The following is a 17,114-nucleotide window of genomic DNA, read 5'->3' as shown; positions in this document are numbered from 1 at the left end:
CCCGGAACCGTTCGGCGCACTGGTGTACGACTTCGTGACCCGCAAGCTGTCGTTCCTCAAGACCCCGGAGCTCGTCGAGGTCGTCACCGGCCTGGAACGTCATCCGGACGCCCGGTCCGCGGTCGAGGCGGCCGGTGTGCCCGCCGCGCAGCACGAGGCCTATCTGAAGGCGCTGTCCGGCCTGCTGCGGTCCGGAACGATCGTCGCCCGCTAGTCCCGCTCCGCCGTTCACAGTCCTGCCGACCACCACAGTGAGGTGCCCGTGAAGCTGGTCGACCACTTCCAGTACGGCCTGAACTCGCCCATCTGCCTGACCTGGGAGCTCACCTACGCCTGCAACCTCGCGTGCGTGCACTGCCTGTCGTCGTCGGGCCGGCGCGACCCGCGCGAGCTGACCACCGCCGAGGCCAAGGCGGTCATCGACGAGCTGCAGCGGATGCAGGTCTTCTACGTCAACATCGGCGGCGGCGAGCCGACCGTGCGCCCGGACTTCTGGGAGCTGCTGGACTACGCCATCTCCCACGACGTCGGCGTCAAGTTCTCCACCAACGGCGTCAAGCTGGACAAGGCGCGCGCCGCCCAGCTGGCCGCGACCGACTACGTCGACATCCAGATCTCGATGGACGGTGCGACCGCCGAGGTCAACGACCACGTCCGCGGTCCGGGATCGTTCGACACCGCGATCACCGCGCTGGAGAACCTGGCCGAGGCCGGGTTCGTCGCACCGAAGATCTCGGTGGTGATGACCCGGGAGAACGTCGACCAGCTCGACGAGTTCAAGGCGATCGCCGACAAGTACGGCGCCCAGCTGCGGATCACCCGGCTGCGCCCGTCCGGCCGCGGCGCCGACGTGTGGGACGAGCTGCACCCCACCCAGGCACAGCAGAAGCAGCTCTACGACTGGCTGGTCGCGCACGGCGACCAGGTGCTGACCGGCGACTCGTTCTTCCACCTGTCCGCCTACGGCGAGGCGCTGCCCGGGCTGAACCTGTGCGGCGCGGGCCGGGTGGTCTGCCTGATCGACCCGGTCGGCGACGTCTACGCCTGCCCGTTCGCGATCCACGAGAACTTCCTGGCCGGCAACGTCCGCGACGCGGGCGGGTTCCAGGAGGTGTGGACGAACTCCGAGCTGTTCACCGACCTGCGCAAGCCGCAGACCGGCGGGGCGTGCGCGTCGTGCCAGCACTACGACTCCTGCCAGGGCGGCTGCATGGCGGCGAAGTTCTTCACCGGCCTGCCGCTGGACGGCCCGGACCCGGAGTGCGTGCAGGGCTACGGCGAGCAGATGCTGGCCGCGCGGGACTCCGGGACGGTGATCCCGAAGTCCGACGTGGACCACTCGCGGTCGGCGCCGCGGAACTCGCGCACCCCGAAGCAGCCCACGATGCTGTCGCTCGCCCCGCCGCCGCGCCGGCCGGACCGGGCCTGCGACGAGAGCCCGCTCGCCGGGTTCAGCCCGGCGTCCGCTCCCGCGCAGGCCCCGGCCGCTCCCGTCGCCGGGAGCTGACCACGGACCTGCTGACGGGGCCCGTCGACCTGCGCGGTCGGCGGGCCCCGTCGCGTGTGTTGTTCGGGCCGCACGAGACGAACCTCGGGGACGCCGGGCGCGGGATCACCGACGACCACGTCGCCTACTACGCGGAGCGGGCCGCGGGCGGCGCCGGGATCATCGTGGTCGAGCCGGCGTCGGTGCACCCGTCGGACCATCCGTACGCCTACGCGCCGGCCGCGTTCCGCCCCGCCGCTGCTCCCCGCTCCGGCGCTGTTCCGCGGTCCGGCGCTGCTCCGCGGTCCGCCGCTGCGCCCCGCCCCGCCGCTGCGCCCCGCTCCGCCGCGGCGCCCGGGCCTGCCGCGGCCCTCGTCGCACCCGATCCGCACGCCGAGATGCAGCTCAGCGGGCTCCCGCGGGCCGACGGGCCCGCTGAGCTGCATCTCGGTGACGTGCCGGCCGCGCGCGGCTGGGCCGCCGTCGCCCAGGCGTGCCGGCCGCACGGCACGCTGGTGCTCGCCGGGCTCGCACACGCCGGCGGGCAGGGCTCGACGGCGCACTCCGGGCACCCGCTGTGGGGGCCGTCCGCGGTGCCCGACGTCGTCTCCCGGGAGGTCCCGGTCGCGATGGACGCCGCGCAGATCGAGGAGATCGTGCTCGGCTTCGCCGCGGCCGCCCGCTCGGCTGTGGACAACGGTGTGGACGGTGTGGAGATCTCCGCCGGACAGCACTCGCTGCTGCGTCAGTTCTGTTCCGGGCTGACCAACCACCGCACCGACGCCTACGGCCGCGACCGCTCGCTGCTGCTGCGCCGGGTGCTCGCCGCCGTCCGCGAGGAGATCGGCCCGGAGCCGCTGCTGACCCTGCGACTGTGCATCGACGAGCTCGCGCCGTGGGCCGGGATCACACCCGCCGACGGCGTCGGGCGGGCCCGGGCGGTCGCCGCCGACGTCGATCTGCTCGTCCCGGTCGCCGGCAGCGGGCTCTCGGTGGCGGCCACCCGCCCGGACCTGCACACCCCGGAGGCGTTCCTCCGGGAGCGCTGCGCCGCGGTGCGCCGCGCGGTGGACGGTGCGACGGCCGTCGCGCTGGCCGGCAGCGTCGCCTCGCCGTCGCTCGCCGAGGACGTCCTGACCTGCGGCGACGCAGATATTGTCGAGATGACGAGAGCGCAGATCGCGGATCCGTCGCTGGTCGCGCTGGTCCGGGCCGGAACGCCGGAGCGGGTGCGGCCGTGTCTGCTGACCAACGCGCTCGCCGCCGCGAGGGACCCGCGCAACCCGGTCGTCGGTGACGAGCTGGAACCCCGGTCGGGATACGAGCGCACCGAACCCGCCGTGGTCCCGCGCTCCGCCGCCGGGCCGCCGGTGCCGCGGCCGGTTCTCGTGGTCGGCGGCGGTCCCGCGGGGTGCGAGGCCGCCCGGACGCTCGCCCTGCTCGGCCATCCGGTGACGCTGCACGAACGCTCGTCGCGGCTCGGCGGGATGCTGCACGCGGCGGCGGCGCTGCCCGGTCGCAGCCGGCTGCTCCTGGCGGTCCCGTGGTGGGAGCGGGAGCTCGCGCGGCTCGGGGTGCGGGTCGAGCTCGGCTCCGACCTGGACGGCTCCGCCGTCGCCGCGGCGAGCGCCCGCGGTGTGCCGGTGCTCCTCGCGACCGGATCGCGACCGACGGCCCCGGGGTTCGGGTCGGACGTGCCGGTGGTGCCGGCGGCCGAGCTGGCCGCCGCAGCCGGGTCAGCCGGTACGGACCTCGCCGGTTCGCGACGGGTCCGGACCCTGCTCGCCGCCGGCGGGGTGTCCGCCGGGGCGCCGGTTCTGGTGCGCGACCCGGTCGGCGACTGGACCGGGCCGGGTGTGGCGGAGCTGCTGGCCGGTGCCGGATACCGGGTCACGCTGTCCACCCCGGACGCCGTCGCCGGGCACCAGCTCGGCCGCTGCGGGGACATGGCACCGGCGAACGCCCGGCTGGAGCGGGCCGGCGTCGTCCGGGCGCTGTTCACCGCGGTCCGCCACGTCCGGGACGGCGTCGCGGAGCTGGTCGACGTGCACACCGGGGCGGTGACGACGGTGCCCTGTGCGGCCGTCGTGGACTGTGCGGCCCGGCTGCCGGACCGGACACTGCCGGACGCGCCCGGTCGCCGGAGCATCGGGGACCGGGTGGCACCGCGCACGATCGCCGAGGCGGTCCGGGAGGGTCGCCGCGCCGCGCAGGCCCTCGGCGAGGGGCTCTGCCGCGCGCCGGAGCCCGCCGGGTCCCGTCGCGTCGCAGCGCCCGCCGCCGAAGGCCACCACGTCGCGCGGGCCACCGTCGAGCGGGCCACCGCCGGGCCCGGCGCCGGGGGCCGCGCGGCCGGGGCGGGCCGTGCCGAGCCGGCCGTCTCGCCGCGGCTCGGCGACCCGCTGCGGCTCGGCCGTCACCCGCTGCGGAACCGGATCGTCTTCACCGCCCATCTCACCGGCTTCGCCGAGGGCGGCCTGCCGACCCCCCGGCACGTCGGCTACTACGCGGCCCGGGCCGCGGGCGGCGCCGGACTGGTGATCACCGAGGAACACGCCGTCCATCCGGCCGACCGGCCCTACGAGCGGCTGATCCGCGGACACGACCCGGCGGTGCTGCCCGGCTACCGGGCGCTCACCGACGCGGTGCACCGGCACGGCGCCGTCGTGCTCGCCCAGCTCAACCACAACGGCGCCCAGGGCTCCGGGATGTACTCCCGCGAGCCGGTCGTCGGGCCCTCCGCGCTGCCCGACCCGATGTTCCGGGAGGTCCCGGCCGAGCTGGACGCCGCCGGGATCGCCGAGATCGTCGCCGCGTTCGCCGACGTCGCCGCACGCTGCGTCGACGGCGGGTTCGACGGCGTCGAACTGCAGTGCTCGCACGCGTCGCTGCTGCGCCTGTTCCTGTCCCCGGCCACCAACCGGCGCACCGACGCCTGGGGCCGGGACCGGGCGAAGATCGTGCTCGACGTCGTCGCCGCGGTCCGCGAGGCGATCGGCCCGGACCCGGTGCTCGGCCTGCGGATCGGGGTCGACGAGCGGATCCCCGGCGGCATCACCCCGGACGACGGTGCCGCGCTCGCCCGCCGGCTCGTCGCGACCGGCGCGGTCGACCACCTCAACACCTCGATCGGCGTCGCGACCTCGACGCTGCACCTCATCGAGCCGTCCATGCACACCCCGTCCGGATACGCCGGCCGGCTCGCCGCCCGGCTGCGCGACGCGGTCCGGGAGGCCGGTGCGGACGTGCCGGTGATCGGCGTCGGACGGTTCACCACGCCCGCCCAGGCCGCCGGGGCGCTGGACCGCGGCGAGTGCGACCTGGTCGGGATCGCCCGCGGGCAGATCGCCGATCCGGCGTTCGCGGCGAAGGCGCTCGCCGGGCGTCCGGTCCGCCGCTGCGTCGGCTGCAACCAGGACTGCATCGGGCGGGTCGGGCTGAACCTGCCGCTGGGCTGCCTGGTCGATCCGGCGGCCGGCCGGGAGTGGCTCGCCCCCGCCGTCCTGCCGGTCGGTGCGCGCCCGCCCGCACCGGCCAGGTCCGGTCCTGCACGGCCCACCGGATCGGCCCGGTCCGGTCTCGAGGGGCCGCCTGCACCGGAACGGTCCGGTCCCGCGGGACCGGTGCTCCGGGTGCTGGTCGCCGGCGCCGGGCCGGCCGGTCTGTCCGCGGCGGCCGCGCTGGCCGGCCGCGGGCACGACGTCCTGCTGGTCGAGCGGGCCACCCGCACCGGCGGCCGGCTCGCGCTCGCGGCCACCGCGCCGGGCCGGGCCGAGCTCGGGCACGTCACCGACGACCTGCTGCGGGCCGTGCACGAGTCCGGCGCGCGGCTCCGGCTCGGGACGGAGGTGGACCGGGCGTTCGTCGAGGAGTACCGGCCGGACGCGCTCGTGCTGGCCACCGGTGCCCGTCCGGCACCGCCGCCCTGGGACCCGGACGGCCTGACCGTGCCGGTCGACGACGTGCTGGCCGGGGCGCCGGTCCCGGACGGCCCGGTGCTCGTCGTCGACGAACTGGGGTTCCACCACGCCACCTCGGTCGCCGAGCTGCTGTCGGCCCGCGGGCACGACACCGAGATCGTCACCCCGGCCCTGGTCGTCGGGCAGGATCTCGGCCTCACGCTGGACCGCGAGGGGTTCCGGTGCCGCGCGCACGCGGCCGGCATCCGGTGCAGCACCGACCGGGCCGTGCTCGGGGTGCAGCGCACAGGTGAGCAGAGCAGAGCGGTGGAGCTGCTGCACCACCCGACCGGTCGGATCGAACGCCGGGAGGTCGCCGCCGTCGTCGCGGCGGTGCCCGCCGTGCCGTCCGCGGGGACCTGCGCACGGCTGTGGACCGGGCCGGGGGAGGATGGCCCGACGGTGCACCGGATCGGTGACGCGCTGACACCGCGCCGCGCCGACGCGGCGATCCGCGAGGGCAGCGCACTCCTCAGCGCAGTCTTGACCTGAAGCCAACTCTACTTTCTAGCGTCGGGACCATGACCACGGAGACCTCCCTGACCGGCAACGACCGCGCCGGCCCCCGCGAGTGGATCGGCCTCGCCGTCCTCGCGCTGCCCCTGCTGGTGCTCGCACTCGACATCAGCGTCCTCTACCTCGCCGCACCCGCGCTGGCCGTGGACCTCCAGCCCTCGGCCACCCAGCAGCTGTGGATCCTCGACATCTACGGCTTCCTGATCGCCGGCTTCCTGATCACCATGGGCACCCTCGGCGACCGGATCGGGCGCAGGCGGTTGCTGCTGATCGGGGCCGCCGCGTTCGCCGTCGCCTCGGTGCTCGCGGCCTTCGCCCCGACCGCCGAGCTGCTGATCGCCGCCCGCGCGCTGCTCGGCATCGCCGGGGCCACGCTGATGCCGTCCACCCTCGGCCTGATCTCGACGATGTTCCCCGATCCGGTCCAGCGCCGGTTCGCGGTCGCCGTGTGGATGACGACGTTCTCGGTCGGGGCCGCGATCGGGCCGCTGGTCGGCGGGGCGCTGGTCGAGGCGTTCTGGTGGGGGGCGGTGTTCCTGCTCGGCGTGCCGGTGATGCTGCTGCTGCTCGTGCTCGGCCCGCTGCTGCTCCCCGAGGAGCACGGCAGCCGTGCCGGACGCCTGGACCCGACCAGCGTCGTGCTCTCGCTCACCGCGATGCTCCCGCTGGTCTACGCGGTGAAGAACACCGCGGCCTACGGCCCGGAGGCGATCACGCTGGTCCCGGCCGTCGTCGGCGTGGTGTCGGGGGTGCTGTTCGTCCGCCGGCAGCGGCGGCTGGCCGATCCGCTGCTCGACATCGCGCTGTTCACCCGGCCGGCGTTCACCGCCGCGGTGCTGGTGCTGCTGGTCGCGCTGCTCGCGGTGAACGGCCTGTTCTTCGTGCTGCCGCAGTACCTGCAGCTGGTCGGCGGCGCCTCGGCGCTCACCGCGGGACTGTGGATGCTGCCGGTCGCCGGGGTCACCGTCGCCGGGTCGCTGCTGACCCCGGTGCTGGCCCGCCGGTTCGGCGTCCGGACGGTCGTCGCGACGTCGGCCGGGCTGGCCGCGCTGGGATCGCTGCTGGTCGGGCTGGTCGGGGCGGGCGGCGGCACGGTGGCGGTGCTGGTGCTGGTCTCCGGGACGGTGCTCGGGCTGAGCCCGATCGGCGTGCTGGCCACCGACCTGGTGATCGGCTCGGTGCCGTCGGCGCGTGCCGGATCGGCGGCGTCGATCTCGGAGACGGCGGGTGAGCTGGGGGTGGCGCTCGGCGTCGCCGTCACCGGGAGCGTGCTCGCCGCCGTCTACGGTGGACGGCTGGTGCTCCCGCCGGGGCTGCCCGCCGAGGCCGCCGACCGGGCCCGGGAGGGTCTGGCCGGTGCGGTCACCGCCGCCGGCTCGCTGCCGCCGGGGCCCGCCACCGCCCTGCTCGACGCCGGCCGGTCGGCCTTCACCGCCGGGTTCGGCGTGGTCGGGCTGGTCGCGTCCGGTTTGCTGACCGGTGTCGTCGTGCTGGCGCTGACCGCGCTGCGGCACGCCGGCCGGTGAGGGCAGGCTGTACCCCGTGCTGCTCGACGAGCTGACCTGGCCCGATCTCGACGATCCCGCAGACCCGCCACGGACGGTGCTGGTCCCGGTCGGCTCGACCGAGCAGCACGGGCCGCACCTGCCGCTGGGCACCGACACGCTCGTCGCGACCGCCGTCGCCGGCGCGCTGCACGACGCCGATCCGGGGCTGCTGCTCGCCCCCGCGATCCCCTACGGCGCGGCGGGCGAGCACGAGGGCTTCCCCGGCACCGTCTCGATCGGCACCGAGGCGCTGCACACGCTGCTCGTCGAGTACGGCCGCTCGGCCTGCCGGTGGGCGTCGCGGCTGGTGCTGCTCAACGGGCACGGCGGCAACGTGGCGGCGCTGTCGTCGGCGGTGCGGCTGCTGCGGCACGAGGGTCGCGACGCCGGCTGGCTGCCGTGCGTGGCGGCGGTGCCCGGGGTCCCGGCGGACGCGCACGCCGGCCGCTACGAGACGTCGTTGCTGCTGTACCTGCGGCCGGACCTGGTCCGGGCCGACCGGGCCGTCGCCGGCGAGACCCGCCCGCTCACCGAGGTGATCGACGCGCTGCGGGCCGGGGGGACGGCCGCGGTCAGCCCGAACGGCGTGCTCGGCGACCCGGCCGGGGCGAGCGCCGACGAGGGCCGGGCGCTGCTCGCCGCCGTCACCGCGGCGGCCGCGACGGCGATCCGGAGCTGGGACCCGGACCCGGCGACCGGCAGGCTCCGCGTCCCGCGCTGATCCACGATCGGGCACCGGACCGGTCGCCCGGCGGTCGTCCCGGTTCCCGATCGGTGATCATCCGGCCGGGGACAGGACGGTCGTCCGGAGCGGGCCGGTCACCACGGCCGTCCCCGCCGCCGTGATCAGCGGGGACGTGTCGGCGGCCCCGCCGAGAATCCGGCCGGTCCCCGGGTCGACGGCGACGAGGCCGGTGCGGGCGCCCTGCAGCAGCAGCCGGTCGCCGGCGGTGTCGGCGCGCGCGACGCCGTGCGGCACGCTCGGGCGCAGCAGCGCACCGGGCAGCTCCCAGCGGACCGCCCCGGTGGCCGGGTCGAACGCCGTCACCCCGCCGGCCGCCGACGGCTGCAGCAGCAGCGCCGGATCCCCGGGACGCTGCGGTGCCCGGAACCCGGCACCCGGGCCCAGCTGCGGGGCGAACCGGTCCGAGCTCCAGCGCGGCGCGCCCGATCCCGGTACGACGCCGTGCAGACCGGTCCGCGAGCGCACCAGCAGTACCCCGCCGGCCGCGCCGAACGGCTGCGGCAGCTCGTCGGTGAGCGACCAGGCGGGCTCCCCGGTGCCGAGCCGGAACGCGTGCACCCCGGACCCGTCGTCGCCGGCCGCGTACACCGCGACGACGTCCTCGGCGACCACCGGCGCCACCCCGCCGTCGTGCACCCGGTAGTCGCGCGACCAGTGCTGCTCACCGGTGGCCGGGTCCAGCAGCCGCAGCCGGGACCGGTCGGCGTCCTGCTCGGCGACGAGCGCACCGTGCGGGGTGTCCAGCATGCTCACCCGGGCGTCCCCGGACACCGGCACGCACCACCGCAGCTCGCCCGACGCCGGATCGAACGCCGAGACCGCGCCGCCGCCGAGCACCAGCACCGATCCGCCGCCGGCCGCCGATGCCGGTCCGGCGCTGCTGCCCGGTGCCGGTCCGGCGCCGCTGCCCGGTGCCGGTCCGGCGCCGCCGTCTTGTGCGGCCCCGGCCCCGCCCCCGGCCCCAGCCCCGGCGCCGTCGCCGGCCCCGGCCCCGGCCCCGTCGCCGGGTGCCGATCCTGCGCCGTCCGCCGTCGCCGGCCCTGCGCCGTCCGCCGGTGCCGGCGCTGCGCCGTCCGCCGGTGCCGGTCCGCCGTCGTCCGGTGCCGGTCCGCCGGTGAGCAGCAGCGCCGGTTCGTACCGGCCGCGGGGCAGCGCCGCCGACCACAGCGGCGTCCCGTCCGCGACGGCGTACCCGGCGAGCAGCCGCCGGTCGTCGTCGCCGAGCTGGGCCGTCACGACCCGGTCGCCGGCCACCGCGACGTCGGTGATCTCCGGCAGCGCCGTCCCGTCCTCGCCGCGCACCCCGCTCCACAGCCCCCAGCGCGGGGTGGCCGGGATCCCGGCCGCGGCCAGCGTCGCGACCGCGGCGGACTCCGCCTCGGCGGTGAGCTGCCGGGCCGATGTGGCGTCGGCGCCGGATCCCGCCCCGGCGATCGGGCCCGGGTCACCGCCGGCCGCGCACCGGCCGGCCGCCGTCGCGGCGACCACCACCAGCCCGGCGACCAGGAGTACCGCGCCCGCCACCGCCGTCCACCGCTGCCGCATGCCGGGATCCTCACCCACCGGCGGCCGGCCGGGGTCCGCAGATCCACCGACCTGCCGGGCACAGCGGGTCAGCCGGGTCCGGGGGATCGGCGGACCCAGCCGGCTCGGCGGGCTCGGCGGGGCTCGGCGGGCTCGGCGGGGATCGGCGGGGCTCGGTGGGGTTCAGCGGATCAGCAGCGGCACGAGCTGCTCGGCGGCGGTGAACGACCCGTGCTGCCCGGGGAACGACGCCAGGTAGGGCTCGACCTCGCTGCGCACCACCGCGGCCGTGCCGCGCAGCGCGACGACCACGTCCCCGATCCGGTCCAGCACCCGGTCCTCGACCGGCCCGAACCAGCCGTCGGCGACGGCCTGCTCGCGCGGGACGACCGCGGCGTCGTCGCCGAGCACCGCCCGCCACGCGGCCAGCACGTCGGCGGCCGCGCCGGGCTCGGTGTAGACGTGCCGGGCCCGCGGATCGCCGCCCAGCAGCGCCACGCCGGCCTGCAGCTCGGGGGAGACGTCGGCGTCGACGATCCGGTCCACGGTGACCATCCCGTGATCGCCGGTGACGGCGAACAGGGTGCCGGCGGGCAGCGCGTCGAGCAGCATCCCGACCAGGGCGTCGATCTGCCGGAGCTGCCAGCGCCAGGCCGGGCTGCCGGGGCCGTACACGTGCCCGAGATGGTCGAGATCGGCGTGGTAGGCGTACACCAGCCGGGGACCGGGCACCCGGTCGTCCACACCGGACAGGATCTCGGCGGTCAGGTCGCCCAGCGCCGCCACCCCGCGGTACTCGCCGCCGCGCAGCCCGGACCGGGTCAGCCCGGACGTCCGGAACTGCCGGTGCGACACCACCCGGACGTCGACGCCCGCCGCGGCGGCCCGTTCCAGCGCCGTCGGCTGCGGCTGGACCTGCTCGGGGACCAGCGTCTCGCGCAGGTCGTGCCGGCCCTCGGCCCAGCTCAGCGCGTCGAGCAGCCGGCCCTGCACCCGGAAGCTCAGGCCCAGCGTGCCGTGCGCGCCCGGCGGCAGGCCGCTGCCCAGCGAGGTCAGGCTGATCGGGGTGGTCGAGGGGAACCCGACGGTCAGCGGCCCGGCGTCGGCCAGCCCGGCCAGCACCGGCGCGTCGGCGGCGTGCGCGCGGAGCAGTTCGTGGCCGAGCCCGTCGACCAGCAGCAGCACGGCGGCCCTGGCGGCGGGCAGCGTGAACGCGGGCGGCCGGTCGTCGAGCGGGGAGCCGATCGCGTGCAGCAGCGCGGGCACGACCTCGGAGAGGGTCGCGGTGCCGTAGCGGGGGAGGAGATCGGGCATGCGCAGGAGTGTGCTGCCCGTCCCGCCGGGGAGTCGACCGCGGCCCCCGCGGATGGAACGCTCCTCCGGTGACCGCCGCCGACACCCGCCCCGACCGTTCCGCCGCCGCGCCGGCGGCCCCGGCCGACCGCAGGCTGCCGGACGGGTTCCGGGTGCGGCTGGACCGGCGGGCCCGCCCGATCGACGGCGGCGCGGCGCTGCTCGGCGGCGCCCCGCCGCGGCTGGTCCACCTCTCCGCCCGCGCCCGGGAGCTGCTGCCCCCGCCCGGCGGGACGCTGGTCGTCGAGGGGCCGACACACCGGGCGCTGGCCCGCACCCTGCTCGACGCCGGGCTGGCGCATCCGGTGCCGCGGACGGTCCCGCACGCCGGAGCGACGGGGCCGAACGCCGGGGAGACCCGCCTGCACGCCGGAGCGACGGGGCCGAACGCTGGGGAGACGGGGCCGCACGCCGGGCCGGCGGGGTCGAACGCCGGAGCGACGGGGCCGCACACCGGAGCGACGGGGCCGAACGCCGGGGAGACGGGCCCGCACGCCGGGCCGGCGGGGCCGAACGCCGGAGCGGCGGGCCCGCATGCCGGGCCGGGGGCCGGACCGCATGCCGGACCGCACGGACCGGCCGAGGTGACCGTCGTGGTGCCGGTCCGGGACCGGCCGCTGGACGCGCTGCTGGCGGCGCTCCCGATCGGCGAGCTGGGCGGGCTGATCGTCGTCGACGACGGCTCGACCGAGCCGGAACCGTTGCGCCGCAGCGTCGAGGCGGCCGGCGGGCGGGTGCTGCGGCACGCGGCCAGCCGCGGCCCGGCGGCGGCGCGCAACGCCGGGCTGGGCGCGGCGCGCACCCCGTTCGTGGTGTTCCTCGACTCCGACGTGGTGCCCGAGCCGGGCTGGCTGGAACCGCTGCTCGCCCATCTCGCCGATCCTGCGGTCGGGCTGGTCGCGCCGCGGATCGTCGCGCTCGACCCGGCCGCGGGCACCGGCCTGCGCGGGCTGGTCGGCCGGTACGAGGCGGTCCGGTCCTCACTGGACCTGGGGCCCGATCCGGCGCTGATCGTGCCCCGCTCCCGGGTCGCCTACGTGCCCAGCGCGGCGATGCTGGTCCGGGTGGCGGCCGTCGGGGCGGCGGCGTTCGACCCGGCGATGCACGTCGCCGAGGACGTCGACCTGGTCCTGCGGCTGCACGCCGCCGGCTGGGCGATGCGCTTCGAGCCGGCCGCCCGGGTCGCCCACGACCATCGCACCGATCCGGCGGAGTGGTTGCGCCGCAAGGCGTTCTACGGCACCGGTGCGGCCCCGCTGGCGTTGCGGCATCCGGGCGCGGTGCCACCGATGGTGCTCTCCGGCTGGACGGCGGCGGTCTGCCTGCTGCTGCTCGCCCGGCGCCGCGGCGCGACCGCGGTCGCCGCCGTCGTCACCGCGGTGGCGACGGATCGGCTGTCCCGCAAGCTGACCCGCCTGGAGCGGCCGCGGCGCAGCGCGGCCCGGCTCACCGCGCTCGGGCTCTCCGGCGCGCTGTGGCAGTGCGCGTCCGGGCTGACCAGGCACTTCTGGCCGGTGGCCGCGCTCGCGCTGCCGTTCTCCGCCCGGGCCCGGACGACGGTGCTGGCGGCGGCGCTCGCCGAGGGGCTGGCGGACTGGTGGCTGCACCGGGACCGGGACCCGCGGGTGCGGATCTCCCCGGTGGGTCATCTCGTCGCGCACCGGCTCGACGACCTGGCCTACGGCGCGGGGCTCTGGTGGGGGGCCTGGCGCCACCGGACGACGGCACCGCTGCGTCCGACCGGCCCTGGACCACGTCGCTGACGTAGGTTAGGCTGACCTGATACGCAGCCGCCGGACCACTCCGTCCGGGTTGGTCTGAACGAGTGATTCCCGCCTCGCCACGGATCCGATTCTGCGGCCTCTTCGCGAGATCGTCTCCGCGGGTGCGGCCGGGTCGCCCGAGTGGCTCCGGTCACGCCCACGACACGCCGTCCGACCGGTCACGGCGCCTCGGCCGTCCGCCTTGCCTGCCCGCATGATCGGGAGTGTGATGTGGGCGCCGCCACACGCGTGACGGCAGATGGTAGGCGCGCCGACGCGGTCGCGACCGCGCTCGGTGTACCTCGACCAGTCCCCGGTAGACCCCGCGCGACCGAGTGCGTGGTCGCGTACGAGGAGTGAGAGTTCATGACAGAGGTCCGGGTCACCGTCGACGGCGTGAACTACGCCGACGACGTCGAGCCCCGCATGTTGCTCGCGCAGTACCTGAGGGAGACGCTGGGCAAGACGGGGACGTTGATCGGCTGCGACACCAGCAACTGCGGTGCGTGCACCGTGAGTCTGAACGGGCAGAGCGTGAAGTCCTGTTCGGTCCTCGCCGTCCAGGCCGACGGCGGCGAGGTGACCACCATCGAGGGCCTCGCCCGCGACGGGAACCTGCACCCGGTGCAGGAGGCGTTCCGGGAGTGCCACGGCCTGCAGTGCGGCTACTGCACGCCGGGAATGATCATGGCTGCGGTCGACCTGCTCGGCGACAATCCCGACCCGACCGAGCAGGAGGTCCGGGAGGGCATCGAGGGCAACCTGTGCCGCTGCACCGGCTACCAGAACATCGTGCGGGCGGTGCAGTCCGCGGCGAAGAACATGAAGCCGGGCGCCCAGGCCCCCGCCGGCCAGACGGCCACCCCGGTCGCGGGAGGGAACTGAGTTGACCACGACCGCCGAACCCACCACAGCAGAGATCGGCAAGGCGCGCGTCCGCAAGGAGGACGAGCGCCTCATCACCGGTCGTTCCCGCTACACCGACTCGATCACCCCGCCCGGGACGCTGCACATCGCGGTCGTCCGCTCGACCCTGGCCCGGGCGACGATCACCTCGATCGACAAGTCCGAGGCCGAGAAGGCCCCCGGCGTCTTCGGCGTGTTCACCGCCGCCGACCTGGGCGCCGAGGAGGTCGGCCTGCCCTGCGCGTGGCCGATCACGCCGGACCAGAAGGCGCCGCAGCGCCCGGTGCTCGCCGTCGGCCGGGTGAACTTCTCCGGTGAGGGCGTCGCCGTCGTCGTCGCGCGGTCCGCCGCCGCGGCCCGGGACGCCGCCGAGCTCGTCGAGGTCGACTACGAGCCGCTCGACCCGGTCCTGGACATGGAGGCCGCCGCACAGGACGGTGCCGACCTGGTGCACCCGGACCTGGGCAGCAACGTCTCCGCCACCTGGATCTTCGACTCCGCGGCGGCCGGCACCGGTGGCGACATCGGCGAGGCGATCAAGACCGCCGAGGCCGACGACGACCAGATCGTGGTCAAGCGCCGGTTCCGCCAGCAGCGCCTGATCCCGGCGTTCATGGAGCCCCGCTCCTGCGTCGTGGACCCGACCGGCGAGCAGCTGACCATCTGGGCCGCCACCCAGGTGCCGCACATCCTGCGCACCATGACCACGGTGACCCTCGGGGTCCCCGAGTCCAAGCTGCGGGTGATCGCCCCCGACGTCGGCGGCGGCTTCGGCGGCAAGATCGGTGTGCTGCCCGAGGAGATGCTCTGCGTGCTGCTCGCGCAGAAGCTGCGCAAGCCGGTCAAGTGGACCGAGACCCGCAGCGAGTGCATGCTCACCGCGCACCACGCCCGGGACCAGATCCAGGACCTCACGATCACCGCCAAGCGGGACGGCACGATCACCGGCCTGGACGTGCACCTCTACGCGGACATGGGCGCCTACCTCGGGCTGGTCGGCCCGGGTGTGCCGATCCTCGGCGCGTTCATGTTCAACGCCATCTACAAGATCCCGGCGCTGAAGTTCACCTGCTCGAACGTCTTCACCAACAAGACGCTCACCGACGCCTACCGGGGAGCGGGGCGTCCGGAGGCCACCTTCGGCATCGAGCGGATCATGGACGAGCTCGCCGTCGAGCTCGGCCGGGACCCGATGGAGCTGCGCGAGCAGAACTGGATCGCGCACGAGGAGTTCCCGTTCACCACCGTCGTGGGCCTGACCTACGACACCGGCAACTACGAGCAGGCCACGCAGCGCGCGATGGAGCTGTTCGACTACGCCGGCCTGCGCCGCGAGCAGGAGGAGCGGCGCAAGAACAACGACCCGGTGCAGCTCGGCATCGGCATCTCGACCTTCACCGAGATGTGCGGGCTCGCCCCGTCCCGGGTGCTCGGCTCGCTGGACTACGGCGCCGGCGGCTGGGAGGCCGCCAGCATCCGGATGCTCGCCACCGGCAAGGTCGAGGTCACCACCGGCGCCTCGGCGCACGGGCAGGGCCACGAGACGGCGTTCTCGCAGATCGTCGCGGACAAGCTCGGCGTGCCGTTCGAGGACGTCGAGATCCTGCACGGCGACACCCAGGTGGCGCCGAAGGGGCTCGACACCTACGGCTCCCGGTCCCTGGTGGTCGGCGGCATCGCGATCGTCAACGCGGCCGAGAAGGTCGTGGAGAAGGCGCGCAAGATCGCGGCGCACCTGCTGGAGGCGTCCGAGGACGACCTCGAGTTCGCGAACGGCCAGTTCACCGTCAAGGGCACCGACAAGGGCAAGGCGATCCAGGAGATCGCGTTCGCCGCGTTCATGGCGCACGACTACCCGGAGGGCATGGAGCCCTCGCTGGACTCCGACGCCGTGTTCGACCCGGAGAACTTCTCCTTCCCGCACGGCACCCACCTGGCCGCGATGGAGGTCGACACCGACACCGGCCGGGTCACCCTGCGCAACTACGTCTGCGTCGACGACATCGGCAACGTGATCAACCCGCTGATCGTCGAGGGCCAGGTGCACGGCGGCCTCGCCCAGGGCATCGCGCAGGCGCTGTTCGAGGAGGCGAACTACGACGACCAGGGCACCCTGGTCAACGCCACGTTCGTCGACTACACGGTGCCGTCGGCGGCCGACCTGCCGAGCTTCACCACCGAGACCGTCTCGACCCCGTCGACGACGAACCCGCTCGGTGTGAAGGGCGTCGGCGAGGCGGGCACCATCGCCTCCACCCCGGCGATCGTGAACGGCGTGCTCGACGCGATCCGGCACCTCGGCGTCAGCGAGATCGAGATGCCGACCACCTCGCAGCGGGTCTGGCGGGCGTTGCAGGTGGCCAAGGGCCACTCCGTGCAGCAGACGCCGAGCACCACCCACTCCCCGGGCGCCGGCCTGGGGTCCATCGACCCGAACAACCCGAAGGGTGAGGTCCAGTGATCCCGGCGAAGTTCGACTACGTCCGGCCCTCGTCGGTCGAGGAGGCCGTGCAGGCGCTGCAGTCGGCCGGGGAGGACGCCAAGATCCTCGCCGGCGGGCAGAGCCTGCTGCCGGTGCTGCGGCTGCGGCTCGCCGCACCCAGCACCGTCATCGACCTCGGCGGGATCCCCGAGCTCAAGCGGATCGGCGAGGACGACCAGTACGTGATGGTCGGCGCGACGGCCACCCACCACGAGGTCATGCGCAACGACCTGATCAAGCAGCACGTCGAGCTGATCGCGCAGGCCACCGAGACGGTCGCCGACCCGCAGGTCCGCCACCGCGGCACCCTCGGCGGCGCCCTCGCGCACGCCGACCCGGCCGGTGACCTCGGGGCGGCGGCGCTGGCGCTGGACGCCGAGTTCGTCATCCTCGGCACCGGCGGCACCCGCCTGGTGCCCGCCGCGGAGTTCTTCCAGGACTACTTCACCACCGCGATCGGCGAGGGCGAGATCCTCACCATGGTCCGGTTCCCGAAGTACACCGGCTGGAAGACCCACTACGAGAAGTTCAACCGGGTCGCCCAGGCCTGGTCGATGGTCGCCGTCGCGGTGGCGCTCAAGGTGGACGGCGGCACCATCTCGGAGGCCCGGGTGGGTCTGACCAACATGGGGAACGTGCCGATCCGGGCGACCGGGGTCGAGCAGGCCCTGGTGGGGCAGGCGGCAGGCCCGGACGTCGCGAAGGCGGCGGCCGAGCACGCCACGGAAGGGACCTCCGCTCCGAGTGACGCGGACGCCGCAGCCGACTACCGTGAGCACCTGGCGAAGGTGCTCACCGGGCGGGCCGTGCTGGCCGCGGCCGGCTGAGCACCG

General features: G+C 75.7%; 11 protein-coding genes. 9 read left to right on the top strand and 2 right to left on the bottom strand.

Translation table 11 applies throughout. From position 1 onward, the window contains the following. From mftB to mftE, 5 genes are all read left to right on the top strand, one after another. Window positions 1–214: mycofactocin biosynthesis chaperone MftB (mftB, locus tag ABD160_RS10505; protein ID WP_344020969.1), on the top strand; the 214-nt coding region annotated here is incomplete at its 5' end. A 48-nt stretch (window positions 215–262) separates the two neighbouring features. Beyond that, on the top strand, window positions 263–1,507 hold the full coding sequence (mftC, locus tag ABD160_RS10500) for a mycofactocin radical SAM maturase (RefSeq protein ID WP_344020967.1): 1,245 nt from the start codon (window positions 263–265) through the stop codon (window positions 1,505–1,507). Window positions 1,508–1,566: 59 nt separating this feature from the next. Further along, the gene (locus ABD160_RS10495) at window positions 1,567–5,937 is read left to right on the top strand and encodes an oxidoreductase (RefSeq protein ID WP_344020965.1); all 4,371 of its coding nucleotides are present in this window, start codon (window positions 1,567–1,569) and stop codon (window positions 5,935–5,937) included. A 29-nt stretch (window positions 5,938–5,966) separates the two neighbouring features. Then, the gene (locus ABD160_RS10490) at window positions 5,967–7,487 is read left to right on the top strand and encodes an MFS transporter (protein ID WP_344020963.1); all 1,521 of its coding nucleotides are present in this window, start codon (window positions 5,967–5,969) and stop codon (window positions 7,485–7,487) included. A 16-nt stretch (window positions 7,488–7,503) separates the two neighbouring features. Next, window positions 7,504–8,229, top strand: a complete 726-nt coding sequence (gene mftE / locus ABD160_RS10485; protein ID WP_344020961.1) for a mycofactocin biosynthesis peptidyl-dipeptidase MftE — start codon at window positions 7,504–7,506, stop codon at window positions 8,227–8,229. A 57-nt stretch (window positions 8,230–8,286) separates the two neighbouring features. Here mftE and ABD160_RS10480 read toward each other — a convergent pair whose 3' ends face one another. Together ABD160_RS10480 and ABD160_RS10475 are read right to left on the bottom strand one after the other, a co-directional pair. Then, on the bottom strand, window positions 8,287–9,798 hold the full coding sequence (locus ABD160_RS10480; RefSeq protein WP_344020959.1) for an outer membrane protein assembly factor BamB family protein: 1,512 nt from the start codon (window positions 9,796–9,798) through the stop codon (window positions 8,287–8,289). A gap of 162 nt (window positions 9,799–9,960) precedes the next feature. Further along, window positions 9,961–11,091: an alkaline phosphatase family protein gene (locus ABD160_RS10475; protein WP_344020957.1), complete on the bottom strand. Its 1,131-nt coding sequence runs from the start codon at window positions 11,089–11,091 to the stop codon at window positions 9,961–9,963. A gap of 68 nt (window positions 11,092–11,159) precedes the next feature. Between ABD160_RS10475 and mftF the strand changes: the two genes are divergently transcribed. The 4 genes from mftF to ABD160_RS10455 all read left to right on the top strand — a co-directional run bounded on the left by mftF (window position 11,160) and on the right by ABD160_RS10455 (window position 17,108). After that, the gene (gene mftF / locus ABD160_RS10470; RefSeq protein WP_344020955.1) at window positions 11,160–12,893 is read left to right on the top strand and encodes a mycofactocin biosynthesis glycosyltransferase MftF; all 1,734 of its coding nucleotides are present in this window, start codon (window positions 11,160–11,162) and stop codon (window positions 12,891–12,893) included. Between the two features lie 366 nt (window positions 12,894–13,259). Next, entirely contained in the window at window positions 13,260–13,778 is a 519-nt protein-coding gene (locus ABD160_RS10465; protein ID WP_344020953.1) for a (2Fe-2S)-binding protein, read from the top strand. 1 nt (window position 13,779) lies between these two features. Further along, a complete protein-coding gene (locus ABD160_RS10460) occupies window positions 13,780–16,260 on the top strand; it encodes a xanthine dehydrogenase family protein molybdopterin-binding subunit (protein WP_344020951.1) in 2,481 nt (826 codons plus the stop codon). After that, the gene (locus ABD160_RS10455; RefSeq protein ID WP_344020949.1) at window positions 16,257–17,108 is read left to right on the top strand and encodes an FAD binding domain-containing protein; all 852 of its coding nucleotides are present in this window, start codon (window positions 16,257–16,259) and stop codon (window positions 17,106–17,108) included. Before ABD160_RS10460 ends, ABD160_RS10455 begins: the two co-directional genes overlap by 4 nt. Window positions 17,109–17,114: the final 6 nt, after the last annotated feature.

The organism is Pseudonocardia kongjuensis (genome assembly GCF_039526905.1).
In the GTDB taxonomy this organism is placed as follows: domain Bacteria; phylum Actinomycetota; class Actinomycetes; order Mycobacteriales; family Pseudonocardiaceae; genus Pseudonocardia; species Pseudonocardia kongjuensis.
The sequence above is the reverse complement of the archived record's forward strand: the minus strand, read 5'-3'. Positions and strand labels throughout refer to the sequence as shown.